Here is a 15,680-nt window from a genome sequence, read left to right as displayed (position 1 = left end):
CATCAATCAAAAGATCTGCAACATCAGAAGGAGCGTGGCAAGCCCAAAATATGCTCTGCAACATAGGAGTAGATCAAATTCGTGGAGATCGGCGCAACTTGATAGAGGCGGGTCTCGCGGAACTTACGCTCAACATCATATTCAGTAGCAAAACCAAAACCACCATGCGTTTGGAGGCAAACATTGGCCGCTTCCCAAGAAGCTTTTGCAGCTAAATACTTCGCCATGTTGGACTCTGCACCGCAAGCTTGATTATTATCAAAAAGTTCGCATGCCTTAAAGCGCATCAGGTTGGCCGCCTCAGTCTCAATAAAAGAGTCGGCTATGGGGAACTGAATACCTTGGTTCTTACCAATGGGGCGATCAAACACCACACGGTCATTGGCATAGCGACGCGATTTATCCACGAACCAATAGGCATCACCAATACACTCAGCTGCAATGAGGACGCGCTCAGCATTGAGACCGTCTAAGATGTACTTAAAGCCTTTACCTTCTTCGCCAATAAGGTTCTCGGCTGGAATTTCTAAGTTATCAAAGAAGACTTCATTGGTTTCATGATTGACCATATTAGCAATTGGCTGAATTGCCATGCCATTGCCAATAGCGTCTTTGAGATTGACGATAAAGATCGACATACCCTCTGATTTTTTCTGCACCTCTGCCAGGGGGGTGGTACGCGCTAGCAGAATCATCAAATCAGAATGCTGTATGCGTGAGATCCAAACCTTCTGACCATTCACAATGTACTTATCACCTTTTTTGACAGCAGTAGTTTTGAGTTTGGTGGTATCGGTGCCCGTAGTCGGTTCAGTTACCGCCATACTCTGGAGTCGTAATTCACCGGTCGCGATTTTCGGGAGGTAGAGTTTCTTCTGTAGGTCGGAGCCATGCCGCAGCAAGGTGCCCATGTTGTACATCTGCCCATGACAAGAGCCCGCATTCCCGCCGGAAAAATTAATCTCCTCCATGATGACTGAAGCCTCGGCCAAACCTAAGCCAGAGCCACCATATTCCTCGGGAATTAATGCCGCTAACCAGCCCGCTTGAGCCATGGCATCTACAAACGCCTCGGGATAATCACGCTCATGATCAACCTTTTGCCAGTAAGCAGAGTCAAAGCTGCCACAGAGGTCACGTAAAGCTTCACGCATGTCTTGATATTGGTCTGGCTTGGGTATGGGGTGATTCATCTGGGCTATCTAAAGGTGGGGAGGTTAAATAATGCTAAGACCTACAGTTTAAGCAAGAATTCAGAATTGCGGGCGAGTCAAAATAGACGCTATTCCTTAAACCATCGCCGACCTAAGTGCCTATTGGGGCATACTTGAGAGATGACTAAGCACTTCCCTTCTAAACCGTGCGGAGTTCCTGTTTAATGGAGCAAATGTTCAGTCATTTCTTTGACTTCTTTGGCATGCCATCGATTGGTTTGCCAGCGGTATTTATCAGCGCCTTTATCTCTGCAACCTTACTACCTGTTGGCTCAGAGCCCATACTGTTTGGGTACGTTTCAGCCAATCCCCACTTATATTGGATCGCCATTATGGTTGCCACTATCGGCAATACATTAGGGGGGATGTTTGATTGGTGGCTCGGACTGATTAGCCGTAACAGTTTTGAATCCCTTAAAGGACCCACCAATAGCAGAATGCAGCGCTGGCTCGAAGAGCGGGGGCCAAAGATGCTCTTGTTATCTTGGTTGCCTGGCTTTGGTGACCCCTTGTGTTTGGCAGCAGGCTGGCTTAGGCTGGCTTGGGGCCCATGCTTAATCTATATGTTTATTGGTAAGTTACTGCGTTATCTCACGATGACCTGGTTATTAACTTTGGTACCAACAAGCCTTTGGCACCAGTTAGGGCATTGGCTGCACATAATCTAAACCTTCCGTTGTATCCTATATTTTTATAGTAAACATCTCGCGAGGACAATCATGTCTCATTTAAAAGGTAAAACAGCTCTTGTCACCGGATCAACTAGTGGTATTGGTTTGGCAATGGCTATTGGTTTAGCAAAGCAGGGTGCCAACATTATGGTGAATGGCTTTGGTGAAAAAGATGCCGCAATTGCTGCTATCAAAGCTTGTGGTGTTGAAGTGGAATATCACGGCGCTGATATGAGTAAGCCTGCCGAGATTGAGGATCTCATCAAGCAAACTGAAAAACGTTTTGGCTCGCTAGATATATTAGTAAACAATGCAGGGATTCAGCACACAGCGAATATCGAAGACTTTCCCGCCGATCAGTGGGAGTCTATTATTGCTATCAACTTAAGCTCAGCCTTTTACACCTCTCATCATGCCCTGCCTGGAATGAAGCAGCGTAACTGGGGTCGCATCATCAACATCGCCTCTGTTCATGGCTTAGTTGGCTCCATTCAAAAATCGGCTTACGTAGCAGCAAAGCATGGCATTGTTGGTTTAACCAAGGTGACAGCTTTAGAGAATGCTAAAACGGGGATTACTTGTAACGCAATTTGTCCAGGCTGGGTTTTGACTCCCTTGGTTCAAAAGCAAGTAGATGCCCGCGCAGAGCGTGAAGGGATTTCGAATGAAGAGGCCAAAAAAGCCTTGGTGTCTGAGAAGCAGCCCTCCGGTGAATTCGTGGCTCCAGAGCAATTGGCGGCACTAGCGGTTTTCCTTTGCAGTCCAGATGCCTCTGAAGTCCGTGGAGCTGCCTGGAATATGGATGGTGGCTGGACTGCTCAATAATCTTCATATGGGTCACCAAGCAACCCCTTGGTCGCCTCAAACCTAACAAATCCGCTAGAATCGTCTATAGTTAGTACGATTGTGGCTTTTGTGGCTACTGATTGGTACGTTTTATAATGTTGTGAATTTGGATTTTGCAAACAAGAATTTTGCCTAATCCTGTCTGATATATTTACTTTTTTTAGGAAGCTCTCATGTCATCCATCTTTACCTCATTAGGCCGCACTGTTCTAGCCGGCTTTGTGCTACTTGCATTGATTGTCTTAGTCTTAGGTGCGAACCTGAGCTCGGTTGAGTTGCCATTCTTATTCCGCTGGATTCACGTGATGGTTGGCGTGATGTGGATAGGCTTACTTTGGTATTTCAATTTTGTGCAGATTCCATCCATGTCAAAGATTCCGGATGAGCAAAAGCCAGCAATTGGAAAAGTAATCGCTCCAACAGCGCTCTTTTGGTTCCGTTGGGCTGCACTATTGACCGTACTGAGCGGCTTGATCTTATCCATATTGAACGGATATGCGCATCAAGCATTCACTTTGCAGGCACCTTTCCGTGCAATCGGTTTAGGTATGTGGATTGCCTTGATTATGGCGTTCAACGTTTGGTTCATTATTTGGCCAAATCAAAAACGTGCTCTAGGTATCGTTTCAGTTGAGCCTGATGTCAAAGCAAAGTCTGCACGCATTGCGATGTTGACTTCCCGCTTCAATACAATGCTTTCTGTTCCAATGCTATTTTTGATGAGCGCTCAGTCACACAACGCAACGTGGTTTGTGATTGCCTCATAAGGCAAATGTTTCAGATTAAGTAAAAGGCCCGCTGAGCGGGCCTTTTACTTTGGTGCAGGGCGTTGAGAGATGGCAGTCATCTTGATTACAAGATCGGTGGTAACTCTTTTGTCAGTGCGCCACGTTGTGCAGTAGCTGTTCCCATCAGAGCAAAGCCGAGTAACTTACCGTCACTAGATTCAAAGCGCGCTTCAAGACCACCTTCGATTGAATTTATTTTCCAATCACCGACCGCATCTTTGGCTGGTGGTGAAACAATAGTTGGTAGGGCAGGAGTCTTCACCATGACTGGCATAGCGGGATAGCTGAGGGCAATCGCCTGTCCAAGCAGGTTAGGGGCTAAAGCCCGTGCTGCCTGCATGATCGGCATGACATAAGGTAGAACCAGGCCCTCGACTTCAGCGCAGTCGCCAATGGCATAAACATGCTTGGCGCTAGTTTCTAATTGACGATTAACGGTAATGCCTGCGACTGTTGCAATTCCGGCTGCTTGAGCTAAATCTAAGCGAGGTCTTAAACCAACAGCTGATAGAAATGCATCGCTATTAATTACTGATCCGTTGGCAAGCGTAATTGAGAGAGAGTCACCGCTTCGATCAATCGATTGCACGGTAGTGGCGAAGTGCCAACGCACGCCTGCTGCACTGAGTTTAGCTTGCAGTAATTGTGCTGCTTCCTCAGGAAGAAGTCTGCCCAAAGCCTGAGGTGCTAAATCGATGACATCTACTTCGTATGAACCTAGAACTAAATCGTTCGCAAACTCGCATCCAATGAGGCCTGCGCCTAAAATAGCGATTCGTTTTTTGCCTCCAATTGTCTTGCGAAATTGTGCATAGTCTTCTAGATCATTGACTGTAATGACCTCATTAGCTGCATTGCCTTCTAAAGGTAAACGAATTTGATCAGCGCCTAATCCTAGCACTAGCTTTCCATAGGAAATACTGCCTTTAGAAGTGGTGACTGTTTGTGTGCCGGTATCAATTGTAGTGACATCAGCGTCTCCCAAAATCGTAATATCTAGCTGTGTTGCCATACCCTCAGCGTTAGTAGAGACCAATTGCTCTGCAGATTTGTTGCTTGCCAATGCTGTAGAGAGCATCGGCTTTGAATAAAAGTAACCTGGCTCCCTTGTTACTAGGGTAATTGGAATTGCCTTATCTATTTTGCGAAGCTCGCGAATGACGGTGTAGCCAGCTAAGCCGCTACCAATAATGACAATCCCTGGTGGGGATGATTGATTCTGATGATCCAAAACTGGACTCCCTAATAATGCGTTAAATGGTATTGCGTTTGGCTTGAGTTAGGAAACTTGCACCATTTCAAAGTCAGATTTGGATACGCCGCAATCTGGGCATTCCCAATCATCCGGGACGTCAGCCCAAGCAGTGCCGGCAGCAATGCCATCTTCAGGCAAGCCTTTCGCCTCGTCATAGACGAAGCCGCATACGATACATTGCCAAGATTTCATAGGGATTCCTTGCTGTAAGAGATTAAAGACAGTTTAAATTGAATTTCAAATTCACTTGCCAGCCAAAGCTTTGATTGTTTTGTATCAAGCAAGCAAGTAAGTAAGCAATGATTTATAAGGTAAATAGGAATGATATTATTTATCTAATAATTGGATTATAGGGATAACTACAGCATATGGCGGCTCTACCTTCATTACGACAGCTTCGCTATTTTGTAGCAGTTGCTCAAGAGCTCAATTTTACTAGGGCCGCAGAGGTCTGCTTTGTAGGTCAATCTACCTTGAGTGCTGGTTTAAAAGAGCTAGAAGATGTTTTGGGAGTCCGGCTGGTAGAGCGGGATAGACAAAATGTAGCTATCACTCCAACCGGCATAGAGATTTTGGAAAGGGCTAAGGCCATCTTAGCCTCATCTCAAGATCTGGTGGAGTATGCGAGCGCCTCTGGCGAGCCAATGGTGGGGACAATTCGATTGGGAGTCATCCCAACCATCGCACCATTCTTATTGCCAAATGTGTTGCCTGATATTCGGGAGCATTACCCCAAGCTAAAAATTGTTCTACGTGAAGATTTAACCGCGAATCTATTGGCACGTTTAGCGGACCATCAACTCGATTTTGCATTAATTGCATTGCCCTATGACACAGCTGGCCTATTAGTGAAAGAGCTTTTTGTCGATGAATTTTGGTTGGTTGCAGGCGCAAATGATCCCGCATTAAAAGGTAAGGAAATTCACTTACCCACCAAAATGGCAGAGAGGCTACTTTTGCTAGAGGAGGGCCATTGCCTGCGTGATCACACTATGCAAGCTTGCAAGCATTCTGATATTCGTAATGCAGAAGGTATGGAGGCAACTAGCTTGCTCACTCTGTTACAAATGGTAGAGTCTGGCATGGGTATTGCGCTCCTTCCTGAGATGGCGGTAAAAGGTGGGATTTTAAATGGCACGACATTGATTGCTCGGCCTCTAGCACCGCCCGCTCCTAAAAGAGTCATTGCACTTGTTGCCCGTTTATCAACCGCGCATCAGGATGAGTTCCAAGCGCTTGCCCACAGTATAGAATCAAGATTTAAATCTAGCCCAAGAGTTAGTCGGGGCAGTCGCAAGAGTTTTCAAAGAGTCTAGTATGGTGTTGGCGGGACTTTAATATCCCTGCTAAAGTTGCGCATTAGTTGAAGTATTCACCCCAAAAAAAGAAAGTAGTTCATGTCTGGAAAAGAAATCATGTTTACCCCCGTCAAGCTTGGCGCTATTGAATTAAAAAATCGCCTGGTGATGGCGCCTCTCACCAGAATGCGTGCCATCGATGGGGATGTTCCGCATCCTCTCGCAAAAACTTACTACGAGCAAAGGGCAAGTGCTGGCCTCATCATCAGCGAAGCAACGCAAATTTCTGCTATTGGCAAAGGCTATCCAGCAACGCCTGGAATTTATTCTGCTGAGCAAACAGCGGCCTGGACGGAGATTGTGAGTGCAGTGCATGCCAAAGGCGGCAAGATGATTGCGCAGTTATGGCATGTTGGGCGTATTTCTCATTCTTCTTTACATCCCGAGCAGGGCATCCCTGAGGCTCCATCTGCGATTGCGCCTGCTGGCCAAACTTATGGTGCTGATTGGAAGTTGCACGATTACGAAACGCCTAAGGCAATGACCACCGAAGATATTGCCCGTCTCTTGAAAGATTTTGAATTGGCTGCTGCTAATGCAAAAGCGGCAGGTTTTGATGGCGTGGAAATTCATTCTGCAAATGGTTATTTACTCGATCAGTTTTTGCAAGACAAAACCAATCAACGTATTGACGGATATGGTGGATCAATTGAAAATCGCATGCGCTTATTGGGTGAGGTCATCGAATCGATTACCAAGGTATACCCAAGCGACCGTATCGGTGTGCGCTTGTCACCCTATGGCAGCTTTAATGACATGGCTGACAGCGATCCAGTTGCTTTGTTCACCGCGGTAATTCAAAAACTCAATGGTTATCACTTGTCCTATGTCCATATGATTGAACCGCGTTCCACAAGTGCAGGCGGAAGCGATCAAGTGAACACAGGGGCGCCTGTTACTTCAGAGATGTTCCGATCAGCCTATCAGGGTAAATTTATTAGTGCCGGCGGATACGATCAGGCCATGGGTGAGGCTGTTTTAGAGGCTGGCTTGGCAGATGCAGTTGCCTATGGACGTTTGTATATTTCTAATCCGGATTTGGCTGAGCGCTTTGCGCAGGGTGCAACACTCAATGCTTATAACCGTGCAACTTTTTACGGTGGGGCAGAAGTCGGATATACGGACTACCCAACACTCTAATCTACTGAAGATGAATCAGGGCCGCTATCGAAAGATAGGGGCCTTATTTTTTGTCTTCGGGGTCTTTCAGTAGGCCATAGTGATTCGCAACGAGTAACATGGCAATGGATGCACATCCCATTGCAAAGAATTCCCATTGATGCAACATGGCAGTGCCAGTAACGGTCATTAAGATGGTCCATCCAACTGCCATCTTGGCTTTTTTGCTTAAAGGTTTCATATGTCGGAACTAAGGTGAATAATTATCGAACGGTAAGTCTAGCCTTGGCGCTCAACTCATTTGGTGTGCCACGCTTATCCAGTTGAGAAAGTCGTAACGCTTCTTGCTCAAAATCAGTTTGGGCCGGGTGAAACTCCAGATTGCCAAGGTGAATGACATAAGTCCACACAAGCTCTCGACCCCTATCCTTATATACATCAACAATACGCTTCATTTATTAATGCCTCTAGTGGATGCTGAGCCATTTGCGGAGCTCATATTGTTTTTTAAATCAATTAGATTGCGTGGATCGATACGAATAACGCCACCACGAGGGCTATCGATGTCTGCAATCAGAAAGAAGGCAATGGCAATCATAGTTGGGAAAATCATAAAAAGGCCGACATTACCTTTAAAGTTCCGAGCACCAAAGCCCACCAACATATTGGCAGCAATAGCAATTGCAGCCATCAGCCACCAGGCCGCAGTCGGGATACGGTTCCACCAGGCTGCTTGGGTATAGCCTTGGGAATTGATCACATCATTCATTCCAGAGATGACGAGCGCAATAGTGGGAGTAGGTTGTGTCCGTGCCACAGGGAGTAATTCGTTCCACATTGCATTCTCTAAAGCAATGGTGCGTTTCGTAATTTTCTTGGCTGTCTCTTGATCTTGCTTAGAGTAAAACAAGATACGTTGATCTAAGTATTCATCAAGAAGACCTTTGACACTCGCCGCTGTTTTGCTGGGCAGAAGATCGGCTCTTAAGAATTCTGTGCCAATTGCATTTGCCTCAGCCTCCTCATAAGTCTGCCTCAAGTCATACCGAGCAATAGCCATGGAGAAGGTAAAGCCAATAATCAGGCCAAGTAATGTGAGCGTTGCAGTCTGAATGATCCCCAAATTTGCCGAGGTCTCAGTATCCTTGGTGCGGTATTTGCTGAGTACAGCACTGCCAAACCACACTGAGCCCGCAAGGGCTAAAGCAGAAACTACAAATACGAGTTCGGGAGAATTGGCTAAGTGTGGAATATTAAAAAGTTCCTGGATACAAAATATCTTTAGTCACATTCTGGATATCACGGTGTCCTGTAAACGCCATGGTGATATCTAATTCATTGTGAATAATCTCTAGGCATTTAGTAACGCCGGCCTCACCCATGGCACCTAAGCCATAGAGAAAAGGGCGACCGATCATCGTGCCGCGTGCACCTAGTGCCCAAGCTTTCAGAACATCTTGCCCGGAACGAATGCCGCCATCCATCCACACCTCAATATCTTTGCCAACAGCATTCACAATGCCGGGCAATGCTTTGATGCTAGAGATCGCGCCATCTAGCTGACGGCCACCATGATTGGAGACGATCAGTGCATCCGCGCCAGAATTGGCAGCAAAGCGGGCATCCTCTTCATCCAAGATGCCTTTAATAATTAACTTACCACCCCAAAGCTTCTTTATCCACTCCACATCATCCCAGCTCAGACCTGGGTCGAACTGCTCTGCTGTCCAAGAAGAGAGGGAGGACATATTGCCAACACCAGTAGCGTGACCAACAATGTTGCGGAAAGTTCTGCGGGGAGTCATCGCCATGCCCATGCACCAGCGGGGCTTAGTCATCATGTTGATGATGTTGGCAATCGTCAGTTTTGGAGGTGCAGACAAGCCATTCTTTAAATCCTTATGGCGCTGTCCCAGAATCTGTAAATCTAAAGTAAGAACTAGTGCGGAGCAATTCGCTGCTTTGGCACGTTCAATAAGGCGCTCAATAAAGCCGCGATCTTTCATGACATAGAGCTGGAACCAAAAGGGTTTAGTAGTACGTTCTGCCACATCTTCAATCGAACAAATACTCATCGTGGAAAGACAGAATGGAACACCAAATTTTTCTGCAGCACGTGCCGCCAAAATTTCTCCATCGGCATGTTGCATGCCAGTTAGTCCAGTAGGTGCAAGCGCTACTGGCATGGCAACTTCCTGTCCGATCATGGTTGTTTTAGTGGTGCGGTTGACCATATTGACTGCAACACGCTGACGCAGTTTGATTTTCTGAAAATCCGACTCATTGGCGCGGTAGGTAGATTCAGTCCATGACCCAGAGTCCGCATAGTCATAAAACATCTTAGGGGTACGTTTCTGATGCAGTACTCGTAAATCTTCAATATTGGTGATGATTGTCACTAAAACCCCTTTGTATATTGCGATGCCCAAGAGCAAGAACTAATTTAAGCTCTATCTTAGCAATACCGAGCATTTGTTTCTACAATGTCAAGGCAAAGCCCTTCTTGAGGCTCCAAATAGCCACTCATCCAACCACATCCTCCCGAATGCCTCAAATACCCCTATCGACTGTCTTTTATTTAACGCTTGCGACCCTCCTTTGGGCGGGTAATGCAATAGCAGGTAGAGCCTTAGTGGGCAGTGTTTCACCGATCACCCTGAGTGCTGTCCGCTGGGGTCTGGCAGCCTTGTTATTACTCCCTCTTGGCTGGCGAATCCTAAAGCCAGGTAGTGCCCTGTGGCAAAACAAGACTCGCTTCCTCGTCTTGGGATTGTTGGGGGTGGGTAGCTACAACGTTCTCTTGTATCTCGCCTTACAAACCTCGACGGCTATTAATGTCACCCTTATTGGAGCTAGCATGCCTATCTGGATGCTCCTGATCGGCGCTGTCTTTTATCAAGTGAGGCCAACGCTGTTACAGCTCTTAGGGGCAGTTGTCTCCTTGTTAGGCGTGACCGTAGTCCTCACGCGAGGTGATCCTGCCAGTCTCTTGAGTATGGAAGTAGTAATGGGTGATTTATTCATTATGTTAGCCACGATTCTCTGGGCTTCTTATAGCTGGATGATTAGCCGCCCGGGCGAAAGTAGTGAGCGGCAGTGGCCATGGGCTGAGTTTTTGATGGCACAGGTCTTCATTGGATTCTTGTGGACGATGATGTTCGAGGGTGCAGAAATTGCCACTGGACACGCCTTTATTGATCTCAATTACTGGACTGGGTCATTGATCTTATTTGTAGCTATTGGCCCCTCCTTAATTGCATATCGGTGCTGGGGTTTGGGTGTGAATGGTGCTGGACCTACGGTCGCAGCATTCTTTGCCAACCTCATACCCTTATTTACGGCGCTTCTCTCCGCTGCCATTTTGAGGGATCCGCCCCAGCTTTTTCATGGTGCAGCTTTCATCCTGATTGTGGTCGGAATACTGGTTTCTTCCGCAGCCAAGAAAAGTTCTTAACCCTCTTAATTGACTCAAAAAGGCCGTTTTCAAAGGCTAAGTACTCAATTAGCACTAAATCTGTATCATTTAGGGCTAATCACCCGATTTATTAGAAAATTACTATGCCAGGCTTACTCCCAAATGTTGATCCAGACGGTCTCTTAGAGTTCTCAGTTGTTTATACCGACCGCTCGCTAAATCACATGTCTGAAGAATTCAAAAAAGTCATCGTGGATATTTCTAGTGTCCTGAAAGATGCTTACAACGCAAGTTCTGCAGTGATCGTTCCTGGTAGCGGTACCTTTGGTATGGAAGCAGTTGCTCGTCAATTTGCCAATAATGAAAAATGTCTTATTTTGCGCAATGGCTGGTTTAGTTATCGCTGGACTCAGATTTTTGATTTAGCCAACATCACCAAGGACATTACCGTTATTAAAGGTAGGCAATTGGAAGATGCTACGCAGGGAGTTTTTGCGCCTGCACCGATCGAAGAGGTAGTGGCTTTTATTAAAAAAGAAAAGCCAGCAGTTGTTTTTGCTCCTCACGTTGAAACCTCTGCAGGCATTATTTTGCCGGACGCCTATCTCAAGGCAGTTGGTGAAGCGGTCCGCTCGGTGAATGGTTTGTTTGTGCTCGATTGCATCGCATCAGGTGCAACCTGGGTTGATATGAAGGCTTGTAATGTCGACTTGTTAATCACTGCGCCTCAAAAAGGCTGGAGTAGTTCACCTTGCTGCGCGATGGTGGCTATGGGTGAGAGAGCACGCGAGCGTATTGAATCAACTCAAAGCAGCAGCTTCTCAATGGATCTGAAGAAGTGGCTTCAAATTATGGAAGCCTATGAAAAGGGTGGTCATGTCTATCACACCACCATGCCAACCGATGCGCTCAAGATATTGCGCAACGTGATGAAAGAAACTCAGTCCTTAGGTTTTGCTGCACTCAAAGCAAAGCAACAAGAGTTAGGTGATAAGGTTCGTGCCTTATTGGTATCCAATGGTTACCACTCAGTTGCAGCAAAAGGCTTTCAGTCTCCTGGTGTAGTAGTGAGCTATACCAAGGATCCAGATATTCAGTCAGGCAAAAAGTTTATTGCTCTTGGCATGCAAACAGCAGCTGGTGTGCCCTTGCAGTGCGATGAACGCCCAGACTTCCGCACGTTCCGCGTCGGTTTATTTGGCCTTGAGAAGTTGGCGCATGTTGACCGTACATTGGACCACCTTGCAACAGCATTAGAAAAAATTACAGAGACTGAAGCGCAGCCAGCTTAAGTCGCTTTAATTCGTTTTCACAAAAGGCCGTCTTAGGACGGCTTTTTAATTGGGTATCATTAAGCTACCCATGAATCTATCGGAACCTCAAATGAGCACCTCTTTTACAAAATTGATCTTAGCCACCTTCGTTTCTATCTCAATTGCTTTATCACCATTGACTGTAATGGCGGCTGATCCAGCCCCAGCAGGAGTACCCGTGGCCGATTCTGCGACAACGCCTGATGTTCAGTCAGAGAAAGCCGCAAAGAAGACTGCGAAGAAGTCTAAGAAAGATAAAAAAGCGGAGAAGAAGGCTAAGAAAAAATCTCAGAAGAAGGCAAAAGCAGCTCAAGAGCCTGCTGCTCCTCAGCAATAAATTTGCCTATTTCACCACTCAATTTAGCGGATCAGATCCCTCAAGATCTATGGGCTTTGTAGGGTTCAGACCCTGTTTGCTCGGCGCATTGTTGCGCACCAGCAGCCACATTGCCCCCATCACCAAGCTCATCCCACCCATCTGAATCCAGGTAATCGGTTCGGATAATACGATCCAACCCATGAATAGGGTTGAGACTGGACCGAGAATTCCGGCTTGAGCAACTAGAGGTGAGCCAATGCGATTAATGGCAATCATGATTAACAACATTGGAATGACGGTGCATAGACTTGCATTGAGTAGGCTGAGCCAATAGATTTGCGGTGCTTGTACAAAAACAGCTGCAGGATCGTAAATCAGAATTTGAATGACGCTCATGCAGGCTGATGCGGAACTAGCATAGACAACTAAGCGAACGCTACCTACGCGCCTGACCATTTCTCCAGACCCAATCATGTAGATTGCATATGAGCACGCGCTAGCAAAGACCAGTAGCATGCCGAGCAGGGCCATTGATCCGGTCGAGCTGGCATCTTGAATAAATACGACGATCATGCCAAGATACCCCACCGCGAGTGCACACCACTGCAAGCGACTAATGGATTTATTTAATACAAAATAAGAAATCAATAACACAATAGTGGGCGTAAGGTAAAGCACGATACGTTCTAGTCCAACGGAAATGTATTGCAGTCCTAAAAAGTCAAGGTAGCTGGAAAGAAAGTAGCCCATAAATCCTAGGGAAAATATCTTGACTTGATCTTTGAATGTGAGTGGACTCATGACTTGCCTATGTGCTTGCCACCAATAAATTCCCCAAAAGAGAGGAAGCGCCATCAGCATTCGTAAGGCAATTAGCGTCTCAGCATTGGCACCGTAGCCAAAAGCGAGTTTGACTAGAATGGCCTTACCGGAAAAAAGTATGGAGCCTAGTCCGGCCATGAAGAGGCCGTAGACATAACGGCGATGATGAAGATTTCTGCTAACTGATTGCATGATGTTTTATAACAGCTTGTTGAGTAGGCTCCGCATCTCCAAAATGACCTCTGTTGGAGTAAGTCCAATGGGACCAATTTGCTGCGCTACCAAACTATCGGCTGCTGTGGCGTGTAGTTGCACCCCAATACAACTAGACTCCCATAAATTGAGATTGTGGTGGATGCCTTGGGCTGCAATGGCTGCGATAGTACCAGTTAAGACATCACCCATTCCGCCAACAGCCATGCCAGGATTGCCTTGAGCGCACTGCACTGCCGGGTGAAGAGGTGAGGCAATTAGCGTATGTTGACCTTTAAGGGCGACGATGCAATCGGTGAGTTTGACCAAGTCCAACACCGCGGCGAAACGATCCGCCTGAATGACCGAAGCAATCGTATTAAGAAGATGGGCGGCCTCTCCGGGATGTGGGGTGAGTACAGTCATGCCCGGGAATATTTGATTGCGCTGCTTGAGGAGATCTAAAAATTCAGGGTTATCAGAAATCAGGTTGAGTGCATCGGCATCAATCACGAGTGGCACCTTTGGATAGCATAGCGAGGCTCTTAACCAATTTCTAGCGAGTGCAGAAAAACCAAGGCCCGGTCCAATCGCAATCACATCCGGTGCTGTAGTTTCTAATTGTTCTGGGGCATTAAAGCTGGCTAGGCGAACCATCAGCTCCGCTTGTTCTGGCATTGCATGGGCAGCTGTTGGATCTAGCATTTCCAAAATAGTCCAACCTGCCCCCAAGTGAAGTGCAGCGCTTCCCGACAACATGAGGGCTCCAGCCATACCAGGTGCGCCGCCAACGAATAGCACTTTACCCGCACTCCCTTTGTGTTCTGAGGGCGCTCGCTTAAGCCGCGTTATGAGTTCGAGAGATCTCAGTTCTCTAGGAGGAGTCATATCCGTAGTATCGCTCTGATGGGTGGCTTAACAAGGAATTTTATCGGGAGTATGCTTAAGCCATGAAAATACAATTTCTTGGTGCGGCAGGTGAGGTTACAGGATCAAGACATTCCGTAGAGGTCACTGTTGGTGGTCGAGATATGAGGTTCATGGTGGATTTCGGTATGTTCCAAGGTGGGCGCGAGGCCACCACAAAGAACTTGGAGCTACTTCCGTTTTCGCCCAAGGAAATTGATTTCGTTGTGTTGACGCATGCACATATTGACCACAGCGGTCTGTTACCAAGACTCTGTGCCCAAGGATTTACAGGCCCTATCTACTGTACAGATGCCACGTTTGAGCTGTTAAAAATCATGCTGCCCGATAGTGCGCATTTACAGCGCTCCGATGTGGAGCGTGCGGTACGGAGGCAAAAGGCAGGCAAGTGGCGTGGGGACTTACCAGTTGCGTTGTACTCAATGGAAGAAGCGGAGCTCGCACTTGGACAATGTGAAGTACTTGCCTATGGAAAATCCATAGAGCTCTGTGAGGGTATTGGGCTTGAGTTCCAGAATGCAGGCCATATTTTGGGATCTGCAATTGCGATACTTGATATCCGTGAAGACCATGCCAAGAAAAAGCGCTGCGTTTTCTCTGGCGATATTGGCATGAAGGGTAAGCTCTTGATGCCTGATCCCACCATTATTTCTCAAGCTGATATTGTTGTGGTCGAATCAACCTATGGCGATCGATTACATAAAACATTAGCGGATACTGAGGCCGAATTAATTAAAGTCGTGACCGAGACTCTAGATGGCCGTGGCAATATTGTGATCCCTGCCTTTGCGGTGGGACGTACCCAAGAAATTCTGTTCCTGTTGATTGATTTAGTTAAACGCAATTTATTGCCCCATCTCAGTATTTGGGTCGATTCTCCAATGGCAACTGCGGCTACCCATCTGACCCAGCATTTTTTTGCGCTACTAGATAAAGAGTCGCAATCCACCTTTGAATGGTTTAAAAAAAATCCAAGTGCAGTTGATCTACGATTTATTGCTGACGTTGAGGAATCGAAAGCGCTCAATAAAATTAAAGGTGGCGCCATCATTATTTCTGCAAGCGGCATGTGTGATGCGGGTCGCATCATTCATCACCTGCAGAACAATTTGCCTCGGGCGCAAAACGCGATCGTGATTACCGGTTTTCAGGCTTATGGCAGCTTAGGTCGCCGTCTGGTTGATAGAGTCGCAAAAGTACGTCTTTTTGGTGAGGAGGTTCCTGTGCGAGCATCCATTCATACCATCGGTGGACTTTCCGCCCATGCGGATCAAGCTGGCCTATTGGAATGGTTGGGAGGCTTTCAATCTGAGCCTCAATCGGTCTTTGTGGTTCATGGTGAACCTGAGGCCTCTACAGTCTTGGCGCAGATTATCCGTGACGAGTTGGAATGGAAGAATGTCATTATTCCAGAGCGTCTTCACTCCTACTCTTGCTAGCT

At 46.8% G+C, this 15,680-nt stretch carries 18 protein-coding genes; 9 read left to right on the top strand and 9 right to left on the bottom strand.

What is annotated here, in order from left to right; translation table 11 throughout:
* Window positions 1–23: 23 nt before the first annotated feature.
* Window positions 24–1,193, bottom strand: coding sequence for an acyl-CoA dehydrogenase family protein (locus tag FD967_RS06590; RefSeq protein ID WP_215325181.1), 1,170 nt, complete (start codon window positions 1,191–1,193; stop codon window positions 24–26).
* 185 nt (window positions 1,194–1,378) lie between these two features.
* On the opposite strand from FD967_RS06590, the gene FD967_RS06585 reads away from it, so the two are divergent.
* The 3 genes from FD967_RS06585 (at window position 1,379) to FD967_RS06575 (ending at window position 3,498) form a co-directional block, all read left to right on the top strand.
* Window positions 1,379–1,882, top strand: a complete 504-nt coding sequence (locus FD967_RS06585; protein WP_215325179.1) for a YqaA family protein — start codon at window positions 1,379–1,381, stop codon at window positions 1,880–1,882.
* A 51-nt stretch (window positions 1,883–1,933) separates the two neighbouring features.
* Complete coding sequence (locus tag FD967_RS06580) at window positions 1,934–2,710, top strand: 3-hydroxybutyrate dehydrogenase (RefSeq protein ID WP_215325178.1); 777 nt, start codon at window positions 1,934–1,936, stop codon at window positions 2,708–2,710.
* Between the two features lie 194 nt (window positions 2,711–2,904).
* Window positions 2,905–3,498: a urate hydroxylase PuuD gene (locus FD967_RS06575; RefSeq protein WP_215325176.1), complete on the top strand. Its 594-nt coding sequence runs from the start codon at window positions 2,905–2,907 to the stop codon at window positions 3,496–3,498.
* Between the two features lie 85 nt (window positions 3,499–3,583).
* On the opposite strand, the gene FD967_RS06570 is transcribed toward FD967_RS06575, so the two are convergent.
* Both FD967_RS06570 and FD967_RS06565 read right to left on the bottom strand, forming a co-directional pair.
* Complete coding sequence (locus FD967_RS06570) at window positions 3,584–4,750, bottom strand: NAD(P)/FAD-dependent oxidoreductase (protein ID WP_215325174.1); 1,167 nt, start codon at window positions 4,748–4,750, stop codon at window positions 3,584–3,586.
* A 48-nt stretch (window positions 4,751–4,798) separates the two neighbouring features.
* Complete coding sequence (locus FD967_RS06565) at window positions 4,799–4,966, bottom strand: rubredoxin (protein WP_215325172.1); 168 nt, start codon at window positions 4,964–4,966, stop codon at window positions 4,799–4,801.
* Between the two features lie 176 nt (window positions 4,967–5,142).
* Here FD967_RS06565 and FD967_RS06560 point away from each other — a divergent pair, with 176 nt between their 5' ends.
* Complete coding sequence (locus FD967_RS06560) at window positions 5,143–6,090, top strand: hydrogen peroxide-inducible genes activator (RefSeq protein ID WP_215325170.1); 948 nt, start codon at window positions 5,143–5,145, stop codon at window positions 6,088–6,090.
* A gap of 81 nt (window positions 6,091–6,171) precedes the next feature.
* The gene (locus FD967_RS06555; RefSeq protein WP_215325168.1) at window positions 6,172–7,272 is read left to right on the top strand and encodes an alkene reductase; all 1,101 of its coding nucleotides are present in this window, start codon (window positions 6,172–6,174) and stop codon (window positions 7,270–7,272) included.
* Between the two features lie 43 nt (window positions 7,273–7,315).
* Here FD967_RS06555 and FD967_RS06550 read toward each other — a convergent pair whose 3' ends face one another.
* From FD967_RS06550 to FD967_RS06535, 4 genes are all read right to left on the bottom strand, one after another.
* Entirely contained in the window at window positions 7,316–7,492 is a 177-nt protein-coding gene (locus FD967_RS06550; RefSeq protein ID WP_170217000.1) for a hypothetical protein, read from the bottom strand.
* A 22-nt stretch (window positions 7,493–7,514) separates the two neighbouring features.
* Window positions 7,515–7,706 carry a hypothetical protein gene (locus FD967_RS06545; protein WP_215325166.1) on the bottom strand — a complete coding sequence of 64 codons (192 nt, stop codon included), beginning with the start codon at window positions 7,704–7,706 and terminating at the stop codon, window positions 7,515–7,517.
* Entirely contained in the window at window positions 7,703–8,437 is a 735-nt protein-coding gene (locus tag FD967_RS06540) for a hypothetical protein (RefSeq protein WP_251368994.1), read from the bottom strand. Before FD967_RS06540 ends, FD967_RS06545 begins: the two co-directional genes overlap by 4 nt.
* A 67-nt stretch (window positions 8,438–8,504) precedes the next feature.
* A complete protein-coding gene (locus FD967_RS06535) occupies window positions 8,505–9,650 on the bottom strand; it encodes an alpha-hydroxy acid oxidase (RefSeq protein ID WP_215325165.1) in 1,146 nt (381 codons plus the stop codon).
* A gap of 146 nt (window positions 9,651–9,796) precedes the next feature.
* Between FD967_RS06535 and FD967_RS06530 the strand changes: the two genes are divergently transcribed.
* The 3 genes from FD967_RS06530 (at window position 9,797) to FD967_RS06520 (ending at window position 12,316) form a co-directional block, all read left to right on the top strand.
* The gene (locus FD967_RS06530) at window positions 9,797–10,705 is read left to right on the top strand and encodes a DMT family transporter (RefSeq protein WP_215325164.1); all 909 of its coding nucleotides are present in this window, start codon (window positions 9,797–9,799) and stop codon (window positions 10,703–10,705) included.
* 104 nt (window positions 10,706–10,809) lie between these two features.
* Entirely contained in the window at window positions 10,810–11,958 is a 1,149-nt protein-coding gene (locus FD967_RS06525) for an aminotransferase class V-fold PLP-dependent enzyme (RefSeq protein WP_215325163.1), read from the top strand.
* 91 nt (window positions 11,959–12,049) lie between these two features.
* The gene (locus FD967_RS06520) at window positions 12,050–12,316 is read left to right on the top strand and encodes a protein tyrosine phosphatase (protein ID WP_215325162.1); all 267 of its coding nucleotides are present in this window, start codon (window positions 12,050–12,052) and stop codon (window positions 12,314–12,316) included.
* Window positions 12,317–12,334: 18 nt separating this feature from the next.
* On the opposite strand, the gene FD967_RS06515 is transcribed toward FD967_RS06520, so the two are convergent.
* Entirely contained in the window at window positions 12,335–13,312 is a 978-nt protein-coding gene (locus tag FD967_RS06515) for a DMT family transporter (RefSeq protein ID WP_215325161.1), read from the bottom strand.
* A 6-nt stretch (window positions 13,313–13,318) separates the two neighbouring features.
* A complete protein-coding gene (locus FD967_RS06510; protein ID WP_215325160.1) occupies window positions 13,319–14,200 on the bottom strand; it encodes an NAD(P)H-hydrate dehydratase in 882 nt (293 codons plus the stop codon).
* Window positions 14,201–14,262: 62 nt separating this feature from the next.
* Between FD967_RS06510 and FD967_RS06505 the strand changes: the two genes are divergently transcribed.
* Window positions 14,263–15,678, top strand: coding sequence for an MBL fold metallo-hydrolase RNA specificity domain-containing protein (locus FD967_RS06505; RefSeq protein ID WP_215325159.1), 1,416 nt, complete (start codon window positions 14,263–14,265; stop codon window positions 15,676–15,678).
* Window positions 15,679–15,680: the final 2 nt, after the last annotated feature.

It is taken from the genome of Polynucleobacter sp. JS-Mosq-20-D10, from assembly GCF_018687755.1.
Lineage (GTDB): Bacteria > Pseudomonadota > Gammaproteobacteria > Burkholderiales > Burkholderiaceae > Polynucleobacter.
Note: the sequence above shows the minus strand (reverse complement) of the source record. Positions and strands in the feature narration are given on the sequence as shown.